Raw genomic sequence first — 19,312 nt, 5'->3', positions numbered from 1 at the left:
GTGGGGCCCCGTCGCCCGCCGTACCCGCCGCCTCGGTTTCGTCCCTCTGCACGTCCACACTCACGTCCATGTCCGTACCCGGGTCCCTACCCACACCGACGCCCGCGCCCACACTCGCGACCGGATTCACGCCGCGACGCTCTCCGCCCGGGTCATGGCGTCCATCGGGTCGCCGGAGGCCGAGGGGACGTGCTTGGGCAGCCACAGCCACACCACCAGCGCGGTCAGCAGCATGACGCCGGCGCCGGTCACGGTCGTGACGTGCATGGCGTGCACGAACGCCTCGTTCGCGGGCTTGAGCAGCTGCTGCGCCTGCGGGTGGCCGGCCGCGGTGGCTCCGGCGACCATCTCCTGCGTCGCCTCGATCGAGCCGCTGACCGAGTGCACCTGGTCCGGCGAGAGCTGGCTGGTGACGGTGCCGATGAGCGGCTGCATGCGGCCACGGTAAGCGGTGGTCAGTATGGTGCCGAGCACCGCCACACCGAGGGCGCCGCCGAGTTGGCGGACGGTGTTGTTCACCGAGGAGCCGACGCCCGCGATCTGCCGCGGCAGCGAGGTCATGACGGTGGTGGTGGCCGGGGGCATCACGTTCGCCATCGCCGCGCCCTGGATGAAGGCGATCAGCAGGTAGATCCACATCGAGGAGGACTCGGTGACGAACTGGTAGCAGGCCATGGCGACGGCGATGCAGACCAGTCCGGTGACGGCGACCGCCCGCGGGCCGAAGCGCTTGACCATGCCGGCCGAGAGCGGGGAGAAGACCACCATCGCGGCCGCGAACGGCAGCATGAACACGCCCGACATCAGCGGCGAGTATCCGCGCACCGACTGCAGGTAGAACGAGAAGAAGAACATCCCGCCCATCATCGCGAAGAAGGTCAGCGCGACCGCGATCACCGCGGCGGAGAAGCGGCGGTTGGAGAACAGGCGCACGTCCAGCGCCGGATGGTCGTTGCGCAGTTCCCAGAGCACGAACCCGGCCATCAGCAGCACGCCGAGGGCGATCGAGCCCCAGACCGTGACGTTGCCCCAGTCGCCGGTGTCACCCGCGTGGATGATGCCGTAGACGAACAGGACGAGGCCGGCCATCTCCAGCACCACGCCGAGCGGGTCGAGCCGGCCGGGCTTCGGGTTCTTCGACTCCGGCAGCAGGATGAGCATGACCACGAACGCGATGACGGTGATCGGCACGTTGATCAGGAAGACCGAGCCCCACCAGAAGTTGTTGAGCAGCGCGCCGCCGACGACCGGGCCGATGGCGATGGCCAGGCCCACCGAGCCGGACCAGATGCCGATGGCCTTGCCCTGCTCGTGGCGCGGGAAGACGTTGGCGATGATGGCGAGGGTGGACGGCATGATCGCGGCGCCGGAGAAGCCCATCGCGGCGCGCGCGGCGATCAGCTCGCCCGGGCTCTGCGCGTAGGCGGTCAGCAGCGAGGAGATGCCGAACAGCACCATGCCGAGCATCAGGATGCGCTTGCGCCCGAGCCGGTCGGCCAGGATGCCCCAGGTGAACAGGAGCCCGGCGAAGATCAGGGTGTAGGAGTTGATCGCCCATTCGAGGTCGGACTGGCTCGCCCCCAGACCCTTGGGCTTCGGCTCCGACATGGTCTTGAGCGCGACGTTCAGGACGGTGTTGTCGAGCACGACCACGAGCAGTGAGAAGACCAGGCCGCCGAGGATGATCCAGCGGCGCGGGTGTCCGGTGTGCTCGGAGTAGTCGGCGTCGTGTGCGTCACTCACGGCGTGTCCCCCTTCGAAGGTGCCCCGGACTTACGATCCGAGACCGTTCCGTATCTGAGTTCGAGGTTAGCGGCGGCCATTGCGGAACGCAACCGTTCCGTTTCGCACGGCGTGGCGCACCGTGGCGTACTGCGGCGCAGGTGACGCGGGCCGGAAGCGCATCGGAAGAGGACAAGAAGCGTTGAGGAAGCGCAGGAGAACAAGCACGCGCGCCGCGCTCCCGAAGGGGGGAACGCGGCGCGCGTGGCGGGACGGGGGAGCCTCAGCCCTCTGCGTCCGCCTCGACGGCGGCGCGCAGGCGGGTGGAGAGCACCCGGGCGGCCTCCTCGGCCGCGGCGGGGTCGGCGGCGGCGGTCAGGGCCCTGACGACGGCGACGCGGCGGGCGCCGGCCTCGAGCACCTGGTCCAGGTTCCCCGCGTCGATGCCGCCGATGGCGAACCAGGGCTTGGTGCCGTCCACCTGGGGGGTGGCGACCCGGGCGGCGTGGCGCACGAGGTCGAGGCCGGGGGCCGGGCGGCCGGGCTTGGTCGGGGTGGGCCAGCACGGGCCGACCGCGAAGTATCCGGCATCCGGGTCGGCCACGGCCGCGTCCACCTCGGCCTCGGCGTGGGTGGAGCGGCCGATCAGCGTGCCGTCGCCGACGATGCCGCGGGCGAAGCGGACCGGCAGGTCCTCCTGGCCCAGGTGCAGGATCGGCGCTTCGGCGGCGTGCGCGAGGTCGGCGCGGTCGTTGACCGCCCACAGCGCCCCGTGCCGCGCGCAGGCGCGGGCCACGACGTCGAGCAGCTCGAGTTCACGCGCCGCCTCGAGGCCCTTGTGCCGCAGCTGGACCACGTCCACGCCGCCGGCCAGGACCGCGTCGAGGAACTTCGGCAGGTCGCCCTGCGCCAGCCGGGCGTCGGTGCACAGGTACAGCCGGGCCTCGGCCAGCCGCCGTTCGGCTCCGGCGGTGAGATCCCCGGCCACCTAGAAGCCCAGCGCCTGGGCCCGGCGGCGCACCTCGGTGCCGCGGTTCTCCCTGAGCGCCTGGACGGGGGTGCCGGGCAGGGTCTCGTCCGGGGTGAACATCCAGCGCAGCGCCTCCTCGTCGGTGTACTTGTTGTCCGCGAGCAGGGTGATGGTGCCGGGCAGCCCCTTGAGCACCTGGTCGCCGTCGATGAACGCGGCGGGCACCGAGAGCACGTTGCGCTCGCCTCGGCGCACGGCCACCAGCTGCCGGTCCTTGACCAGCTGCCGGGCCTTGGTCACCAGCAGGTTCATGCGCTCAGCCAGGTCGGGCATGGTCAGCCAGTCGGTGATGAGCGTGTCGAGGTCAACATCAGGCGTAGTCACCCCTCTACTGTGCCACGCCGCGGCGCACCCCAGACCACCCGCGCCGGGGGTGCCACACAGCGCCGAGCCGGAAATCGTGTCCCTTCGTTTACCACACTCTCAGCCGGAAGCCCTAAGGTGTGCGGCTATGACGGAAAACACCACGACCACGGACGGGACCGAGGCCGAGGAGGCCGAGCTCGTCGAGTCCAAGAGCGCCACCGAGGCCCTGCCGGACGAGCTCGTCGAGATCGACGAGCCTGAGGCCGAGACCGAGTTCGTGGCGCTTGGCGGCGCCCAGGCCGCCAACCTGCCCGAAGAACTGATCGAGATCGACGAGCCGGAGGCCGAGGAGGACGTCCCGGGCTCGGGTGCGGTCTCGGGCGGTTTCGGGCTCGCGGGTATCGTGCTCGGCCTGGTCTCGCTCACCACCAACTGGACCTCGAGCGTGGTGAGCACGCGCGACCTGGACAACTACGAGGTCAACCTCAAGTCCCAGATCACCAACCAGCAGTACGTGGACATCACGCACGCCGGTTGGCACACCCAGGCCCAGTGGGCGCTGGTCTTCGCGGCCGCCGCCGTGCTGTTCGGCGCCGGTTCGCTGCTCTCGCCGAGCCTGCTGCTGAGCGGCAAGTCCCCGGCGTGGTCGAAGGCCGTCTCCATCGCCGCGGTCATCGTGGGTGTGGTCGGCGTCGTACTCGCCGTGCTGACCCTGACCAACGTCTTCGGCGCGGCCATCACCGCGCCCGCCACCAGCACCTCCTGACCCGCTGACCCACCGCCACCGGGCCCCTCGGCCCGGGTGCGCCAGCTCAGCTTCACCCCGGCCGGGACCGCATCGCGGTCCCGGCTAAGCTGTTGCCCGAAAACTTCCATACACCACGGGAGTCCCCACGACGCGGGGGTTGAGAGGGAGACGGCTGCGGTCTCCGACCGTTCGAACCTGGCCGTGCGCCGCCCCAGGGCAGTGCCGGTGGAGGGAGGAACGTGTCCTGTACCGGACCACGCCCGGGCCGCGAGGTGGCCGTGCTCGGCGGCGGGCTGATCGGCCTGGCCGTCGCCTGGCGGGCGGCGAGCCGCGGACTGCGGGTCTGCCTGGCCGATCCGGACCCGGGCTCGGGCGCCTCGAGCGCCGCCGCCGGGATGCTCGCGCCGGTCACCGAGGCGCACTACGGCGAGGAACGCCTGCTCGCGCTGAACCTGCGTTCGGCCGCCGCGTACCCGGAGTTCGTCCGGGAACTTGAAAATTTCACGAACATGCCGGCGGGCTTCGACACCCGCGGCACCCTCGCCGTCGCCTTCGACCGCGACGACCAGGCGGTGCTCGCCGAGACCGCGCGATTCCACGCGCGGCTGGGCCTGGACTCGGACCGGCTGACCGGCCGCGAGGCGCGCCGGCTCGAACCCCTGCTGGCCCCGGGCGTGCAGGCCGGGCTGCTGGTGCGGGGCGACCACCAGATCGACAACCGGATGCTGCACGCGGCGCTGCTGGCCGCGGCCGAGAAGGCCGGGGTGTGCCTGCACCGCGCCCGGGCCGGGCTGCTGACCGACGGCACCGAGCGTGTCAGGGGCCTGCTGTTGGAGTCGGGCGAGCGGCTGCCCGCGGAGCACGTCGTGCTCGCGGCCGGCTGCTGGTCGAGCGAGATCGAGGGGCTCCCGCCCGGCGTGCTGCCGCGCATCCGCCCGGTCCGCGGCCAGATCCTGCGGCTGGCCATGCCGGCCGTGCCGGTGCTCACCCGCACGCTGCGCGCCCTGGTGCGCGGCCGCTCCGTCTACCTGGTGCCGCGCGCGCACGGCGAACTCGTGGTCGGCGCCACCAGCGACGAGCTCGGCTTCGACACCGGCGTGACCGCGGGCGGCGTCTACGAACTGCTGCGCGAAGCCCACGACGTGCTGCCCGGTATCAGTGAGCTGCCGCTCGTGGAGGCCCGCACCGGACTGCGCCCGGGCTCCCCCGACAACGCGCCGCTGCTCGGGCACACCGCGCTGCCCGGGCTGATCGCCGCGACCGGCCACTATCGCAACGGCGTGCTGCTCACGCCGGTGACCGCGGACGCCGTCGCCGATCTGCTCACCGAGGGCGCGCTGCCGGAGTACGCCGCGCCCTTCTCCCCCGACCGGTTCGCCGCCGCGGACCGCCTCGCCGCGTCGACAGGAGAGTTCTGATGAACCCGTCGATCACCGTGTCCGTCAACGGAGAACGGTGCGAACTGCCGGCCGGCCGGCGCCTCGACGCGCTGGTGGCCGAGCGCAGCCCGAGCCGATCCGGGGTGGCCGTGGCCGTGGACGGGGAGGTCGTGCCGCGCGCGTCCTGGCCCGAGACGGTCCTGGCCGACGGGGCCGAGATCGAGATCCTGACCGCGGTGCAAGGAGGCTGAGATGAGCGACACGGACACCCTGCGCATCGCCGGACGCGACTTCGGCTCGCGGCTGATCATGGGCACCGGGGGCGCGCCCAGCCTGGAGATCCTGCGCGAGGCGCTGACCGTCTCCGGCACCCGGCTGACCACCGTGGCCATGCGCCGCGTGGCGGCCGGCACCCGCGGCTCGATCCTGGACCTGCTGGCCGAGCTCGACATCGCGCTCCTGCCGAACACGGCCGGCTGCCTGACCGCGGGCGACGCCGTGCTCACCGCGCGCCTGGCCCGGGAGGCGCTGGGCACCGACTGGGTCAAACTCGAGGTCATCGCGGACGAGCACACCCTGCTGCCCGATCCGGTGGAACTGCTCGAGGCCGCGCGCACCCTGGTCGAGGACGGATTCACGGTGCTGCCCTACACCAACGACGACCCGGTGCTGGCCCGCAGGCTGGAGGAGGCCGGGTGCGCCGCGGTCATGCCGCTCGGCTCGCCCATCGGCTCCGGCCTCGGCATCCGCAACCCGCACAACATCGAGCTGATGGTGGAGGCGGCCGGGGTGCCGGTGATCCTGGACGCCGGGATCGGCTCGGCCTCGGACGCGGCGCTGGCGATGGAGCTCGGCTGCGCCGGCGTGCTGCTCGCCTCGGCCGTCACCCGGGCGCAGCGGCCCGCGCTGATGGCCGCGGCGATGCGCGACGCGGTCGCGGCCGGGCGCGCCTGCCACGAGGCCGGGCGGATCCCGCGGCGGCGCTATGCCCGGGCTTCGTCACCATCCCGTGACGAAACGCCTGCCTTTTAACCGTTTTGGGATGAGACTCGTACGGTGCCGGAGACCGGGTTCCCCTTAGACTCGGGAATTGTGAGCACCGCCGTCAGCCTGCCGCAGCCCGAGGACCTCCAGCCCGGGCAGCTCGTCGACGGCCGCTACCGGGTCGAGGCGCGGCTGGCGCACGGCGGGATGGCCGCGGTCTACCGCGCCTGGGACGGGCGGCTTGACCGGCCGGTGGCGCTCAAGGTGATCGACTCCGAACTGGCCAAACGCCCGGAGTACGTCGCCCGCTTCATCCGCGAGGCCAAGTCCACCGCCCGGCTGAGCCACCCGAACATCGTCAACGTCTACGACCAGTCGGTGCTCGGCGCCGGCGACCGCAGGTCGCCCACGCTGGCCTACCTGGCCATGGAGTACGTGCCGGGCAGCACCCTGCGACAGCTGCTCGGCCGGCGCGGGCGGCTGACCCCGCGCCAGGCCATGCAGGTGCTCGACGCGATGCTGGCCGGGCTGGGCGCCGCGCACCGGGCCGGGATCGTGCACCGGGACGTCAAGCCGGAGAACGTGCTGATCAACGACGCGGCGCTGGCCCAGTCGCACTCCTACGCGGCGGCGCTGAAGGTCACCGACTTCGGCCTGGCCCGCTCGGTGGCCGGGGGCCCGGAGGTCGGCTCGCTGAGCGGCTCGCTGCCCGGCGGCGGCCTGATCGGCACCGCCTCCTACCTCGCGCCCGAGCTGGTGCGCACCGGCTCCTGCGACCAGCGCTCGGACGTGTACTCGGCCGGGATCGTGCTCTACGAGCTGCTCACCGGCCGCAAGCCGTTCAGCGCGCCCTCCCCGGTCCAGGTCGCCCAGATGCACGTGAGCAGCCGGGTGCCGGCCCCCTCGGGGCTGCTGCCCGGCCTCGACCCGGCGATCGACGCCCTGGTGGCCCGGGCCACCGCCCGCGAGCCCGAGCACCGTCCGGCCGACGCCAACGCCCTGCGCACCGAGCTGCGGGCGGCCTACGCGGCGCTGCCGGACGCCGCCCTGGACCTCGGCGGCGCCCCGGCCCCCGCGGAGGCCACGCAGGTGCTGCGGGGCGGGCAGGCCAACGCCACCCGCCCGGACGTCTCCCCCACCCGGATGGACCTGCCGGGGCCGACGCCCACCCGGGTGGCCTCGCCGCTGCCCCCGGTCGCCCCGCGCCGTCGGCCGGACGAGCCCTACCGCTACCTGCCGGACGACCGCCGGCCGCGGCGGCGCTACCGGGGCCTTGTCATCTTCCTGGTGATAATGCTGATCGCGGCCGGGGTCGGCATCGGCGCCTGGCTCTACGGCAGCACGCACTACCAGTCGATGCCGGACCTGACCGGGCTGAGCACCTCGACGGCCGAGCGGGCGCTGGAGAACGACGGCCTGAAGTACAAGCTCACCCAGGTCTCCAGCCAGAGCGTGCAGGCCGGCGAGATCGCCTCCACCGACCCGGGCTCCGGGCGCCCGGTGGCCGACGGCGCCACCGTGACGCTCGGGGTCTCCAGCGGCCCGGCCCCGGTCTCGGTGCCCGATGTCACGGGCCTGAGCCAGTCCGACGCCACCGGCAAGCTCAGCGCCCTCGGCTTCAGCGTGTCCGTCTCGGCGCAGACGCAGACCTCGAGCGTGGCGGCCGGCGACGTGGCCGCCTACACCCCGACCGGCACGGCGACACAGGGCTCGACGATCACGCTGGTGCTCTCCTCCGGGCCCGCGCAGGTGCTCGTGCCGGACGTGACCGGCATGAGCATCGGGGACGCGACCACCCGGTTGCAGAGCCTCGGCTTCCAGGTCGTCACGCACCACATCTCGTTCGTGCTCGGCACGGTGCTGCACCAGTCGCCCGGCGGCGGCTCGAGCACCGACTCCGGCGGCACCGTGACGCTCTACTACTGAGACTTCTGAGTACTATCGCGTACTGCTGATCTGCTCGGCCGCGGCCCGCATCCAGCTGCCCGGGTTGTGGATCGGCGTGCCCTTGCGGTACCCGCCGAACAGCAGTCCGAGCACGATGATCAGAACGATGAGCCAGAAGAACGCCCACAGCGCGTTGAAGCCGCGTCTGCGCGGGCGTTCGTCTCGTCGATTGCGGGGCAATCTGAAGCCAGGCACGGAAGTTCGTACTCCTTCGGGATCGTCGTGAAGCGGATGGACAAGGGTGGGTGGTCACAGGTGGCTAGGCTGAGCGAGTGGCGCAGGCGGTTCGTAGCGGGCGGCATAGCCCTGGTGGTGGCGGTCGGGCTGGTCTTGGTCGGATCCGCCATTCACCTCCTACCCCAACTGCGCAATCCATTCTCGGAGACGACGACCGAACGCTCCGGACCTGTGCTGCTGCAGTCGATCGTCCAGCTGTCCAAATACGAGGCGGCCAGCGGCACCTTCCAGGTCGTGGTCGACATCTCCTCCGGCGGCTCGATTCTGCCGAGTTTCCTCGAAGGCAGCGACACCCTGTTCATCGGGGTGGGCACGGAGAACTCCTACGTCGACTTCTCCAAGCTCAAGGGGCAGAACGTGCAGGTGTCCGCGGACCGGCTCACCGCCGCGCTGACCCTGCCCAAGGCACAGCTCGAGGCGGCCCAGCTGAACGTGCAGCAGTCCTACGTCTTCGCGCAGCAGCAGGGCCTGTTCACCCGGGTCAACAGCTTCCTGAGCGGCAACCCGAACTCGCAGCAGGCGGTCTACGAGCTGGCGCAGAAGCAGATCGAGGGCGCGGCGGCCAAGAGCCAGCTGGTGGCGGACGCGGAGAAGAACACCACTGCGATGCTCACGAGTCTGTTGGAGTCACTCGGATTCAAGAACGTCTCGGTGAAGTACACCGGCTGAGGCCGGCCGGGGCCCGCTCCGGCGCGGGCGGCGCCGCCCGCGCCGGAGGACCGAATCAGCCCTCTTGGTAGGAGTAGCGCTGCTCGCGCCAGGGGTCCCCGATGGTGTGGTAGCCGCGCTCCTCCCAGAAACCGCGGCGTTCCACGGTCAGGTACTCGATCGCGCGCACCCACTTCGGGCCCTTCCAGGCGTAGAGGTGCGGCACCACCAGGCGCAGCGGGAAGCCGTGCTCCGGCGTGAGCTGCTCGCCGCCGCGGTGGGTGGCCAGGATGCTGGCCGGGGAGCGCAGGTCCTCGATGCGCAGGTTGGCCGAGTAGCCGTACTCGGCCCAGACCATGGCGTGGGTGACTTCCGGAGCGGGCGGGGCGAGTTCGAGCAGGGTCTGCGCGAGCACGCCGCCCCAGACGTTGTCCAGCAGGCTGAATTTGGTCACGCAGTGCAGGTCCGCGGTCACTTCGGTACGCGCCAGCTCCTGGAATCCGGCGTAGTCCCAGGTGTGGTTCCCACCGTCGAGAGTGGCCCCGTAGACCTGGAGATTCCAGCGCTCCGGCTTGAACCGCGGCACCGGCCCGTAGTGCAGCACCGGCCACGCCGTCTGCGGGCGCTGCCCCGGCGGCAACCGCAGATCCGTCGGCCTCGCCTCATGAAGACCCACCATGGGTTCTATCGTCCCAGACCTGCCGGTGTGCTCCAGACCACAATCTGCGCAGGTGTGGTTGCATGCGCCGAGTCCCTGAGTTAGCTTAGGTTTGCCTTACCCGATCCGGTCTGTCCCATTTTCGAGGAGTTCCGCCCATGTACGCCTGTGTCTGCTTCAGCATCACCGAAGAGGAGATACAGGACGAGATCTCGGCCGGCGCGGACACCGAAGAGGAACTCGGCGAGCGCTGCGGCGCCGGCACCAGCTGCGGGACCTGCGTGGAACGCCTCGGCTGCCTGCTCGAGCAGGCCCGCTCCCGCCCCTGCGTGGACCAGACCCTGGCCGCCTGCCCGTCCGCCTGCGACGCCGCGGCCCTGCACGCCGGGATCACCGCCGCCGCCTGAGCGGCTGACCCGATCACCCGACCTGTCGCGGCACGACGACCGCCTCCCGGCCACGCCGCGAGGCCGATCCACGCCCCACGCCCGAGATGCACGGGATTCGCCCTACGTGCGTGCAAGACTACGTGCTGTCACGAAGGCACGGCATGAAGGGCAAGGCACCGGGCGATGCAGGGCGACAAAGACGTCATCGCGGTTCTCAACGAGCAACTGACCGCGGAACTCACGGCGATCAACCAGTACTGGCTGCACTACAAGCTCCAGGACAACAACGGCTGGGTGAAGCTGGCCAAGCACACCCGGCACGAGTCCATCGAGGAGATGCAGCACGCCGACAAGCTGGCCGAGCGCATCATCTTCCTCGACGGCCTGCCCAACTTCCAGAAGCTCAGCCCGCTGCGGATCGGCCAGTCCGTCACCGAGATGTTCGAGTGCGACATGAAGGTGGAAGTCGAGGCGGTGGCCCGGCTGCGCCGCGGGATCAAGCTGATGCGCGAGCGCGACGACGTGACCTCGGCGAAGATCTTCGAGGAGATCCTCAAGGACGAGGAAGAGCACATCGACTATCTCGAGGCCCAGCTCGACCTGATCGGCATCATGGGCGAGCCGCTCTACCTGGCCGAGCAGATGAGGCAGCCCGAGCACTCCTGAGGCGGTCCGCATCCGCCCCCCACGCCTGAGCGCGGCCCGGTTGTCCGGCCGCGGCTCAGGCGTTCTCGTCGCGCTGGCGGGCCGGCAGGAACGTGGTGATCCCGCGCATCAGGATGTCGAGGCCGAGCTCGAACCGGTCGGCCAGCGGCGAATCCGGCTCCGGCGGGCCGGTCATCAGCCGCGCGAGTTCGACGGTGTTGGGGAACCGCTCCTTCGGCAGCGCCGCGAGATAGTCGCTCACCTCGGCCATCGCGGCGACCACGCTCTCGTCGGTGGCCTCCGGATAGCGTTCGCGCCACATGCTCGCCTCGATCGCGGTGCCCACGAGGTACTGGCTGAACAGATCGCCCATGTAGGCCGCGATGTAGTCCGGCAGCCCGTGCGCCCGCAGCAGCCTGAGCATGTCCTCGACGGTGCGCAGTCCGTTGGGCCCGAACGGGATCCGCCCCAGGAAGACCTTCGCCAGATCGCGGTGCGAGGAGATGATGCGGTAGTACTCCCGCATCGCCGCCTTGACCTGCTCGATCCAGTCGTCCACATCGGCTTCCGGTTCGATTCCGGACAGCCTCGCCTCGCCCATCACGTGGTCCGCGAGCAGGTCGAGCAGCTCGTCCTTGTTCGCGACGTAGGCGTAGAGGGACGCGGCCCCGGTGCCGAACTCCTGGGCCACCCGGCGCATCGAGACGGCGTCGAAACCCTCCTCGTCGACGATGCGCAGCGCGGCGTCGACGATCGCCTCCCGGCTCAGCGTCGGCCGGTCCGCCCGTCCGGCCCGCCGGCCGCCCTGCTCCCGGGCCCAGGGGGGCGGCGGAACGGCTCCGGGCGTGCCCGAGCCGCTCGACGGCTCAGGACCGTCCTGCGACCGCGACGAGGACTCCGACTCGGTCGCCATCCGCGCCACCTTCCGCTCGGCCGGGCGCCGGTACGGATCCGGCCGCCGCTCACCTGATCAGGGTAGCGCCGTCCGAACACCGTACGCAATGCGAACAGCGTTCTTGACACGAACAGCGTTCGCGGCGTAGAACAGTGTTCAGTCAGGGAAACGCCGTTCGTACCGCGCCGGGGACCGCCCGGTCGCTTCCAGGGGATGGGGATCACCATGTCAGCCACCACACAGCCCACCGCGGGCCCGGCCGGCGCCGCGCCGCCGTCCGACGCGGGCCCGGGCAGGCCCGCCGCGCCCAAGCCGAACCGCCTGCAGTGGTTCGTCCTGCTGACCGTGCTCGGCGCGGACATCATGGACCTGCTCGACTCCACCATCGTCAACGTCGCCGCGCCCTCCATAGCCCGGGACCTGCACGCCACCACGACCGAGCTGCAGTGGGTGATCGCCGGCTACACCCTGTCCATGGCCGTCGCCCTGATCACCGGCGGACGCCTCGGCGACCTCTACGGCCGCCGCCGGATGTTCCTGATCGGGATCGGCGCCTTCACCGTCTTCTCCGCCCTCAGCAGCGCCGCCGTGGACCCGCAGATGCTGGTCACCGCCCGGGCGCTGCAGGGCCTTGCCGCGGCCCTGATGCTGCCGCAGGGGCTGGCCGTGATCCGCTCGGTCTTCCCGGCCGACCAGGCCGGCGCCGCGATGGGCATCTTCGGCCCGGTCATGGGCATCGCCGCCACCGTCGGCCCGATCGTCGGCGGCGCGCTGGTCCAGGCGAACCTGTTCGGCTCGCAGTGGCGCTCGGTGTTCTGGGTCAACGTCCCGCTCGGCCTGATCGCCTTCGTCTGCGCGCTGCGGGTGGTGCCGCGCGACACCGCCCACGGCGAGAACGCGCCACGGCTCGACGTGCTGGGCATGGTCTTGTCCGGCCTCGGCATGCTGCTGCTGGTCTACCCGCTGATCCAGGGGCGGGAGAAGGGCTGGCCGGTCTACATGTTCGTGCTGATGGCCGCGGCGGTGCCGGTGTTCGCGCTCTTCGCCGCGCAGCAGCGGGCCCGCTCCCGGGCCGGTCTGACCACGCTGGTCGAGCTCTCGCTGTTCCGCAAGCCCGCGTTCGTCGGCGGCCAGGTGTTCGGGATCTTCTTCTTCTGCGCGATGGGCGGGCTCTTCCTGGTGCTGATGCTCCACCTGCAGCTCGCGCTGGACTACAGCTCGCTGCACGCCGGCCTGACCGGCCTGCCCTTCTCCCTCGGCGCGGCCGTGGGCGCGGGCGTCGGCGGCGGCGTGCTGGCACCCAAGTTCGGCCGCCGCGTGCTGCACGGGGGCGTGGTGGCGATGGCCCTGGGCCTCGGCGGAGTCGCGCTCAGCGTGCAGCACTGGGGTATGGGCCTGACCTCGCTCGAGCTCTCCCCGTCCTACGGCGTGGCCGGGCTCGGCTTCGGCTTCATGATCGCGACCTACTTCGGCATCATCGTCAGCAGCATCGACGACGAGGAGACCGGCTCGGCCGGCGGCGTGATGAACGCCCTGCAGCAGCTGGGCAACACCCTCGGCGCCGCGCTGTTCGGCACGCTCTACTTCGACGGGCTCTCGGCCGGACACAGCTCCGCCACCTCGGCCACCGACACGCTCCTGTGGGCCGCCCTGGTCACCGCGCTGTGCATCCCGCTCGGCTTCCTGCTGCCGCGCCGGATCAAGCCCTCGGCGCTGGAAGCGCACTGAGGCAGGGCACTGATACGGCGCACTCGTCAGGCGCGCCGAGAACGGCGGCGGCGCCGGAGGACCACCCTCCGGCGCCGCCGCCGTCAGCCGTGTGTCAGAGCAGAGCCCTGACGACTAATTGGCTTCTTCCTTGGCCTCCTTGGAGGCCTCGCCCGCGGTGACGAACTCGGCTGCGGCCTTCGTGCCCACCATGCGGAAGCGCAGCGCCTCCCACAGCGGGCCGGGGATCACGTGGATGCCGTAGTGCGTGCGGTGGTGGTTGGCGCAGAGCACCTCGAGGTTCCCGGGCGACTCGGCCCACTGCTGGAACTCCTCGTCGTTCTCGAAGTGCAGACCGAGGGACTCCTGGACCTTCTTCGGGTCCACCTCGTTGATCTGGGAGAACTCGATGTAGGTGTGGTGCAGCTCGGGCTCGCCGCCGCACAGCTCGTCGGCGATGATGCACTTCCACAGGCCCTGGCGCTTGAGCCGGGCCTTGGCCTGCTCGAACAGGTGGTAGTGCGGGTCGTCCTCGCGCGGGGCGTGGTCCGGCACGTGCGTCTCGACGTGGATCGTCATCATCTGGTCGTGCGCGGCGGTCACCGGGCCCTCGGCGACGTCGTGGACGTGCGTGTGCGCGTGCGCGGCGGGGGCCCCGGAGAGCGGCTCGTAGGTGCGCTGCGCGGGCACCGGGTCATCGCCATGCTCGTGCGCGTGCGGCTCGGCCTTCGCAGCGGTCTTCTTGGCGGCGGCCTTCTTGGCCGGCGCGGGCTCGGCGGCCTCGGTCTTCTTGGCCGCCGCCTTCTTGGCCGGGGCCTTCTCGGCCGGGGCCTTCTCGACCGGCTCGGCCGCGCTCGTCTTCTTCGCGGCGGTCTTCGTCGCCGTGTGGGCGTGTTCGTGCTCGTGCTCGGGCTCGCCCTCGGCGTGCGCGTGCTTCTGCGCATACGCCTCGGCGGCCTTGCGGCGGGCCTCTTCCTCGTGCTCCTTCGTGTCGTCGTCGCCGAACAACTTGTCGAACAGGCCCATGCCAGCCCCCTGGAGTCCAGTAGTCCAAACCTTCGAGAATTGAAGGTAGTGGGGACCCCAGGGGTCTATCAACAGCCTCAAACGGTTGTAAAAGTACTCAGTTCCGCGCGCATCATGCGTAATCTGCGATGGTCGCCGCGGCCTCGAGCACGTCCTTCTCGCTGACGTCCAGATGGGTGACGGCGCGCAGCACGCCGGGGCCCGCCGCAGAGATCAGGATATTGCGTTCGCGGCAGCCGGCCACGGTCTTCGCGGTGTCCTCGACCTCGATCATCACGATGTTGGTCTCCGGCGCGCTGACCCGGATTCCCTGCTCGCGCAGGCGATCGGCGAGCAGCGCCGCGTTCGCGTGGTCCTCGGCGAGGCGCTCGATGTGGTGGTCCACGACGTACGTGCCGGCGGCGGCGAGCAGGCCGGCCTGGCGCCAGCCGCCGCCGAGCCGGTGTCGCATGACCTTGGCCTCCTCGCGCTTGTCGGCCGGCATCAGCACGACCGAGCCGACCGGTGCGCCGAGGCCCTTGGACAGGCAGACGGAGAGGGTGTCGGCGATCTGCCCGAACTCGGCCAGCGGGATTCCGGTGGCCACGTGGGCGTTCCACAGCCGGGCACCGTCGATGTGCACGGACACGCCGCGCTCGTCCGCCAGGGCCCTGATCTCGCGCAGCTGCTCGAGCGAGTAGACGGTGCCGCCCGCGCGGTTGTGCGTGTTCTCCAGCGCGACGACCTTGGTGCCGACGACGTAGGGGCCCGGCGTGCGGATCAGACGCCGCAGTTGCTCGGCCGAGAGCTGGCCGCGCTCGGTCAGGGTGGTGCGGGTCTGGATGCCGCCGTGCCAGGCCAGGTTGGCGTCCTCGTGCGCGACGATGTGGGCGTCGGCCTCGCAGACGACCTCCTCGCCGGGGCCCGCGGTCATCCGCAGGCCGATGTGGTTGGCCATGACGCCGGTGGGCACGAACAGCGCGGTGCCCAGTCGGGAGCCGGGGCCGCCGAACAGTTCCAGGACGCGGGCCTCGAGGGCCGCGACGCTGGGGTCCTCGCCGTAGACGTCGTCGCCGACCTCGGCCTCGAGCATGGCTGCGCGGACGGCCCGGGTGGGGCGGGTGACGGTGTCGCTGCGGAGGTCGACGAGGGGCGCGGAGTGCGAAGAGGTCATGGCCGCAGCTTAGAGGCTGCGGCCATGACCTGGCTGAAGGGGGGTTCTATCCTCGGGCCCTGATGTACGCGCGGGGTCGGCCGGGCCGGCCCGCGCGGGCCGCGGCGGTCAGTGCCCGCCGCGGTACATCTCGGCCACCAGGAAGGCGAGGTCGAGCGACTGGGAGCGGTTCAGCCGCGGGTCGCAGGCGGACTCGTAGCGGGTGCCGAGGTCGTCGAACTCGATCTCGTGCCCGCCGCCGATGCACTCGGTCACGTCGTCGCCGGTGAGCTCGACGTGGATGCCGCCGGGGTGGGTGCCGAGGCCGCGGTGCACCTCGAAGAAGCCCTTGACCTCGTCCAGCACGTCGTCGAAGCGGCGGGTCTTGTGGCCGCTGGGCGCCTCGAAGGTGTTGCCGTGCATCGGGTCGCAGATCCAGGCGACCTGGTGGCCCTCCGCGGTGACCTTCTCGACCAGGGCCGGAAGCTTCTCGCGCACGATCCCGGCGCCCATCCGCACCACGAAGGTGAGCCGGCCCGGCTCGCGCTGCGGGTCGAGCTTGTCCAGGTAGGCCAGCGCCGCGTCGGGCTGGGTCGCGGGACCCAGCTTGATCCCGATCGGGTTGCGGATCTTGGAGAAGTAGTCGATGTGCGCGCCGTCGAGGTCGCGGGTGCGCTCGCCGATCCAGACGAAGTGGGCCGAGGTGTTGTAGGCGAGGCCGGTGCGCGAGTCGATCCGGGTGAGCGCCGCCTCGTAGTCGAGCAGCAGCCCCTCGTGCGAGGAGAAGAACTCGACCGCGCGCAGCTCCTCGGGATCGGTGCCGCAGGCGTGCATGAACCGCAGCGCGCGCTCGATCTCGCCGGCCAGCATCTCGTAGCGCTCCCCGGACGGGGAGGACTTCACGAAGTCCTGGTTCCAGGCGTGCACCTGGCGCAGGTCGGCGTAGCCGCCGGTGGTGAAGGCGCGCACCAGGTTCAGCGTCGCCGCGCTGGAGTGGTACATGCGCACCATGCGCCACGGGTCGGGGATGCGGGCCTCGGGGGTGAAGGGGAAGCCGTTGACCGAGTCGCCGCGGTACGCGGGCAGGGTCACCCCGTCGCGGGTCTCGGTGTCCTTGGAGCGCGGCTTGCCGTACTGCCCGGCGATCCGCCCGATCTTGACCACCGGCACGGACGCGGCGTAGGTGAGCACCGCGGCCATCTGCAGCAGGGTCTTGAGCTTGTTGCGGATGGCGTCGGCGGTGACGGCGTCGAAGGTCTCGGCGCAGTCGCCGCCCTGCAGGATGAAGGCCTCGCCCCGGGCCACGGCCGCGATGCGCTCCTTGAGCAGGTCGCACTCGCCGGCGAAGACCAGCGGGGGATACGACCGGAGCTCGGCAGCGGCTCGGCGCAGCTCCTCGACATCGGGCCACGACGGCTGCTGCTTGGCCGTCAGGGTCCGCCAGGTTTCCAATTCGGTCGTATCCACACGACCAGGGTACGGGACGGCCCCCGGCGGCTCCGCAGGGATTCCGTTGGGCGAGACGCCGGGGACGGAGCCGCGCGGGGCCGCCAGGGCCGCGGCCGGGCCGGTCAGGCCGTGAGGATCTGCTCGATCGAGGCCAGCTCGGTCTCCGTCAGCGGCGGCGCGACCAGGGCGTCGATGTTGGCGTCGAGCTGGGCGACGGAGGACGCGCCGATGAGGGTGGAGGTCATCCGCGGGTCGCGCAGGGTCCAGGCGAGCGCGAGCTGGGCCAGGGTCTGGTCGCGCTGCCCGGCCACCTCGTCGAGCGCGCGGACCTTGGCCATGACGTCCTCGCCGAGGGCCTCGGGGCGCAGGAAGTGGCCGACCGCCGCGCGCGAGTCCGCGGGCACGCCGCGCAGGTACCGGTCGGTGAGCCGGCCCTGGTCGAGCGGGGAGAAGCAGATGGCGCCGGCGCCGACCTCCTCGAGCGCGTCGAGCAGTCCGCCCTCGACCTGCTCGCGGTCGAACATGTTGTAGCGGGGCTGGTGGATCAGCAGCGGGGTGCCGAGCTCGCGCAGGATGTGGGCGGCCTGGCGGGTGCGGGTGGAGTCGTAGTTGGAGATGCCCACGTAGAGCGCCTTGCCGGAGCGCACCGCGTGGTCGAGGGCGCCCATCGTCTCTTCCAGCGGGGTCTCCGGGTCGGGCCGGTGGCTGTAGAAGATGTCGACGTAGTCGAGGCCGAGGCGCTCGAGGGACTGGTCCAGCGAGGCCAGCAGGTTCTTGCGCGAGCCCCATTCGCCGTAGGGCCCGGGCCACATGTCGTAGCCCGCCTTGGTGGAGATGACCAGCTCGTCGCGGTAGGGCCGCAGATCCTCGCGCAGGTGGCGGCCGAAGTTGCGCTCGGCGGAGCCGTACGGGGGGCCGTAGTTGTTGGCGAGGTCGAAGTGGGTGACACCGCGGTCGAAGGCGCGGCGCAGCACGGCGCGCTGGTTCTCGAAGGTGTAGGTGTCACCGAAGTTGTGCCACAGGCCGAGGGAGACGGCCGGGAGCTTCAGGCCGCTGCGACCGGAGCGGCGGTACTGCATGGTCTGGTAGCGGTCCTGGGCGGCGAGATAGGTCATGGCGTGATCCTAGTGATCCCCGGCCGGGCCCGGCCTCGAGGCCTCCCGCGGGCCTGCCGCGGGCTCACCGCAGGCCGGGGGCGCGGCGGTGTCGGCGGGGCCGGTTACGCTCGGGCCATGACTGAACGTGTCGCCCGCCGCGCCGCGCGGCTGCTCATCCTGGATCCGGACGGTTCGGTGTTCCTGCAGTTGCACGACGATGTGGAGATCGGACTGCACTGGGCGCCGCCGGGCGGAGGGCTCGAGGACGGCGAGGGGGAGCTCGCGGCGGCGTTGCGCGAGACGCGGGAGGAGACGGGGTGGACGGATGTGACGGTGGGTCCGGCGCTGTGCCGGTGGGAGCACGACTACACCCGGGACGGGGTGCCGACGCGGCAGTCCGAGACCTACTTCCTGGCCTCGGGGCCGCGGCGCGATCCGGAGCAGGAGGCGCGGGACACGTACGCCGAGGAGGGCATCCTGGCGATCCGCTGGTGGACGCCGGGGGCGCTGGGCGAGTCGCGGGCCTCGTTCTGGCCGCCGAACCTGCCGGCGCTGCTGGCCTCGGTGCGGCGGCAGGGCCCGCCGGCCGAGGCGATCGAGCTCGGATACACGCCGAACACGCCGGTGGCCTGAGCCGGGCGATGGGGTACGGCGCGGGCGGATTGACGCCGCGTCAGCCGGGGCCGCGTGCTGCGGGCCAGGCCCCGGCTCAGTCCTCCGCGTCCTGCGCGCGCGCGGCCACGCGCTTGACCGCGTCCTTCGTCCAGGCGCGCAGCGCCTCGGTGTCGAACTCGGAGCCGAAGACGAGGTCGCGCACCTGCGGCAGCGCCGCGCCGTAGTTGATCATGCCCATCAGGAGCAGCAGCAGATAGGGCGCGGGCATGTCCGAGCGGGCCAGGCCGAGCTCCTGGGCGTCGGCGATCTTCTGCTTCTTCACCGCGTAGCGGGCCGCGCGGTCCTCGGTGCGGCAGGTCTCGTCGGCCTTGACCTCGAGCGCCTCCCACATCAGCAGCCGCAGCAGCTCGGGATGCTCGGTGTGGTAGTCGATGTGGTCGTCGACCCACTTGTCGAGGTCGGTGATCTCGGTGGAGACCGACTCGGCCACGTCGACCAGCGTCTTGTCCAGCACCTTGTAGAACAGCTTCTTCTTGTCGCCGAAGTAGGCGTAGATGAGCTGTTTGTTCGCCTGCGCGTTCTGGGCGATGCGGTCCACCCGGGCGCCGGCGATCCCGTAGGCGGCGAACTCGGCGGTCGCCGCCTCGAAGATCCGCGCCTTGGTGGCTTCGGCGTCCCTTGTGACCATGTACTCCATG

Annotated in this window: 21 protein-coding genes; 10 read left to right on the top strand and 11 right to left on the bottom strand. The window is 71.3% G+C overall.

Annotated elements, in window-relative coordinates:
* Window positions 1-126: 126 nt before the first annotated feature.
* The 3 genes from KDL01_RS02995 to KDL01_RS02985 all read right to left on the bottom strand — a co-directional run bounded on the left by KDL01_RS02995 (window position 127) and on the right by KDL01_RS02985 (window position 3,076).
* The gene (locus KDL01_RS02995; protein WP_212526741.1) at window positions 127-1,743 is read right to left on the bottom strand and encodes an MFS transporter; all 1,617 of its coding nucleotides are present in this window, start codon (window positions 1,741-1,743) and stop codon (window positions 127-129) included.
* A 262-nt stretch (window positions 1,744-2,005) separates the two neighbouring features.
* Entirely contained in the window at window positions 2,006-2,710 is a 705-nt protein-coding gene (gene thiE, locus KDL01_RS02990; RefSeq protein ID WP_212526740.1) for a thiamine phosphate synthase, read from the bottom strand.
* Entirely contained in the window at window positions 2,711-3,076 is a 366-nt protein-coding gene (locus tag KDL01_RS02985) for an Rv2175c family DNA-binding protein (RefSeq protein ID WP_307846038.1), read from the bottom strand.
* Window positions 3,077-3,203: 127 nt separating this feature from the next.
* Here KDL01_RS02985 and KDL01_RS02980 point away from each other — a divergent pair, with 127 nt between their 5' ends.
* From KDL01_RS02980 to pknB, 5 genes are all read left to right on the top strand, one after another.
* Window positions 3,204-3,824 carry a hypothetical protein gene (locus tag KDL01_RS02980; protein ID WP_212526739.1) on the top strand — a complete coding sequence of 207 codons (621 nt, stop codon included), beginning with the start codon at window positions 3,204-3,206 and terminating at the stop codon, window positions 3,822-3,824.
* 221 nt (window positions 3,825-4,045) lie between these two features.
* The gene (gene thiO, locus KDL01_RS02975) at window positions 4,046-5,224 is read left to right on the top strand and encodes a glycine oxidase ThiO (RefSeq protein WP_212526738.1); all 1,179 of its coding nucleotides are present in this window, start codon (window positions 4,046-4,048) and stop codon (window positions 5,222-5,224) included.
* On the top strand, window positions 5,224-5,436 hold the full coding sequence (gene thiS, locus KDL01_RS02970; protein ID WP_212526737.1) for a sulfur carrier protein ThiS: 213 nt from the start codon (window positions 5,224-5,226) through the stop codon (window positions 5,434-5,436). Before thiO ends, thiS begins: the two co-directional genes overlap by 1 nt.
* 1 nt (window position 5,437) lies before the next feature.
* Window positions 5,438-6,217 carry a thiazole synthase gene (locus KDL01_RS02965; protein WP_212526736.1) on the top strand — a complete coding sequence of 260 codons (780 nt, stop codon included), beginning with the start codon at window positions 5,438-5,440 and terminating at the stop codon, window positions 6,215-6,217.
* Between the two features lie 60 nt (window positions 6,218-6,277).
* Window positions 6,278-8,095, top strand: a complete 1,818-nt coding sequence (gene pknB / locus KDL01_RS02960; RefSeq protein WP_212526735.1) for a Stk1 family PASTA domain-containing Ser/Thr kinase — start codon at window positions 6,278-6,280, stop codon at window positions 8,093-8,095.
* A 12-nt stretch (window positions 8,096-8,107) separates the two neighbouring features.
* On the opposite strand, the gene KDL01_RS02955 is transcribed toward pknB, so the two are convergent.
* Window positions 8,108-8,311 (bottom strand): hypothetical protein, encoded by a 204-nt coding sequence (locus KDL01_RS02955; protein ID WP_212526734.1) that lies wholly within the window; start codon window positions 8,309-8,311, stop codon window positions 8,108-8,110.
* A gap of 60 nt (window positions 8,312-8,371) precedes the next feature.
* On the opposite strand from KDL01_RS02955, the gene KDL01_RS02950 reads away from it, so the two are divergent.
* On the top strand, window positions 8,372-9,022 hold the full coding sequence (locus KDL01_RS02950; protein WP_212526733.1) for a DUF4230 domain-containing protein: 651 nt from the start codon (window positions 8,372-8,374) through the stop codon (window positions 9,020-9,022).
* Between the two features lie 55 nt (window positions 9,023-9,077).
* On the opposite strand, the gene KDL01_RS02945 is transcribed toward KDL01_RS02950, so the two are convergent.
* Window positions 9,078-9,680, bottom strand: a complete 603-nt coding sequence (locus tag KDL01_RS02945; RefSeq protein WP_212526732.1) for a molybdopterin-dependent oxidoreductase — start codon at window positions 9,678-9,680, stop codon at window positions 9,078-9,080.
* A gap of 137 nt (window positions 9,681-9,817) precedes the next feature.
* On the opposite strand from KDL01_RS02945, the gene KDL01_RS02940 reads away from it, so the two are divergent.
* Window positions 9,818-10,066: a (2Fe-2S)-binding protein gene (locus KDL01_RS02940; RefSeq protein ID WP_212526731.1), complete on the top strand. Its 249-nt coding sequence runs from the start codon at window positions 9,818-9,820 to the stop codon at window positions 10,064-10,066.
* A gap of 165 nt (window positions 10,067-10,231) precedes the next feature.
* On the top strand, window positions 10,232-10,714 hold the full coding sequence (bfr, locus tag KDL01_RS02935; protein WP_212526730.1) for a bacterioferritin: 483 nt from the start codon (window positions 10,232-10,234) through the stop codon (window positions 10,712-10,714).
* A gap of 55 nt (window positions 10,715-10,769) precedes the next feature.
* Here the strand turns inward: bfr and KDL01_RS02930 are convergent, their stop codons facing one another.
* Window positions 10,770-11,606 (bottom strand): TetR/AcrR family transcriptional regulator, encoded by an 837-nt coding sequence (locus KDL01_RS02930; protein WP_212526729.1) that lies wholly within the window; start codon window positions 11,604-11,606, stop codon window positions 10,770-10,772.
* 207 nt (window positions 11,607-11,813) lie between these two features.
* On the opposite strand from KDL01_RS02930, the gene KDL01_RS02925 reads away from it, so the two are divergent.
* Window positions 11,814-13,316: an MFS transporter gene (locus KDL01_RS02925; RefSeq protein ID WP_212526728.1), complete on the top strand. Its 1,503-nt coding sequence runs from the start codon at window positions 11,814-11,816 to the stop codon at window positions 13,314-13,316.
* Window positions 13,317-13,430: 114 nt separating this feature from the next.
* Here KDL01_RS02925 and KDL01_RS02920 read toward each other — a convergent pair whose 3' ends face one another.
* The 4 genes from KDL01_RS02920 to mgrA all read right to left on the bottom strand — a co-directional run bounded on the left by KDL01_RS02920 (window position 13,431) and on the right by mgrA (window position 18,017).
* Window positions 13,431-14,321 (bottom strand): hypothetical protein, encoded by an 891-nt coding sequence (locus KDL01_RS02920; RefSeq protein WP_212526727.1) that lies wholly within the window; start codon window positions 14,319-14,321, stop codon window positions 13,431-13,433.
* A gap of 112 nt (window positions 14,322-14,433) precedes the next feature.
* The gene (locus tag KDL01_RS02915; RefSeq protein ID WP_212526726.1) at window positions 14,434-15,474 is read right to left on the bottom strand and encodes a threonine aldolase family protein; all 1,041 of its coding nucleotides are present in this window, start codon (window positions 15,472-15,474) and stop codon (window positions 14,434-14,436) included.
* Window positions 15,475-15,582: 108 nt separating this feature from the next.
* On the bottom strand, window positions 15,583-16,920 hold the full coding sequence (locus KDL01_RS02910; protein WP_212526725.1) for a class II 3-deoxy-7-phosphoheptulonate synthase: 1,338 nt from the start codon (window positions 16,918-16,920) through the stop codon (window positions 15,583-15,585).
* 104 nt (window positions 16,921-17,024) lie between these two features.
* Window positions 17,025-18,017 (bottom strand): L-glyceraldehyde 3-phosphate reductase, encoded by a 993-nt coding sequence (gene mgrA / locus KDL01_RS02905; protein ID WP_212526724.1) that lies wholly within the window; start codon window positions 18,015-18,017, stop codon window positions 17,025-17,027.
* A gap of 117 nt (window positions 18,018-18,134) precedes the next feature.
* On the opposite strand from mgrA, the gene KDL01_RS02900 reads away from it, so the two are divergent.
* Window positions 18,135-18,632, top strand: coding sequence for an NUDIX domain-containing protein (locus KDL01_RS02900; RefSeq protein ID WP_212526723.1), 498 nt, complete (start codon window positions 18,135-18,137; stop codon window positions 18,630-18,632).
* Window positions 18,633-18,708: 76 nt separating this feature from the next.
* Here KDL01_RS02900 and KDL01_RS02895 read toward each other — a convergent pair whose 3' ends face one another.
* The gene (locus tag KDL01_RS02895; protein WP_212526722.1) at window positions 18,709-19,302 is read right to left on the bottom strand and encodes a TetR family transcriptional regulator; all 594 of its coding nucleotides are present in this window, start codon (window positions 19,300-19,302) and stop codon (window positions 18,709-18,711) included.
* Window positions 19,303-19,312 lie beyond the last annotated feature (10 nt).

Origin of the sequence: Actinospica durhamensis (assembly GCF_018139695.1) — a bacterium.
GTDB lineage: Bacteria > Actinomycetota > Actinomycetes > Streptomycetales > Catenulisporaceae > Actinospica > Actinospica durhamensis.
This window is presented reverse-complemented; position numbering and strand designations above follow the sequence as displayed.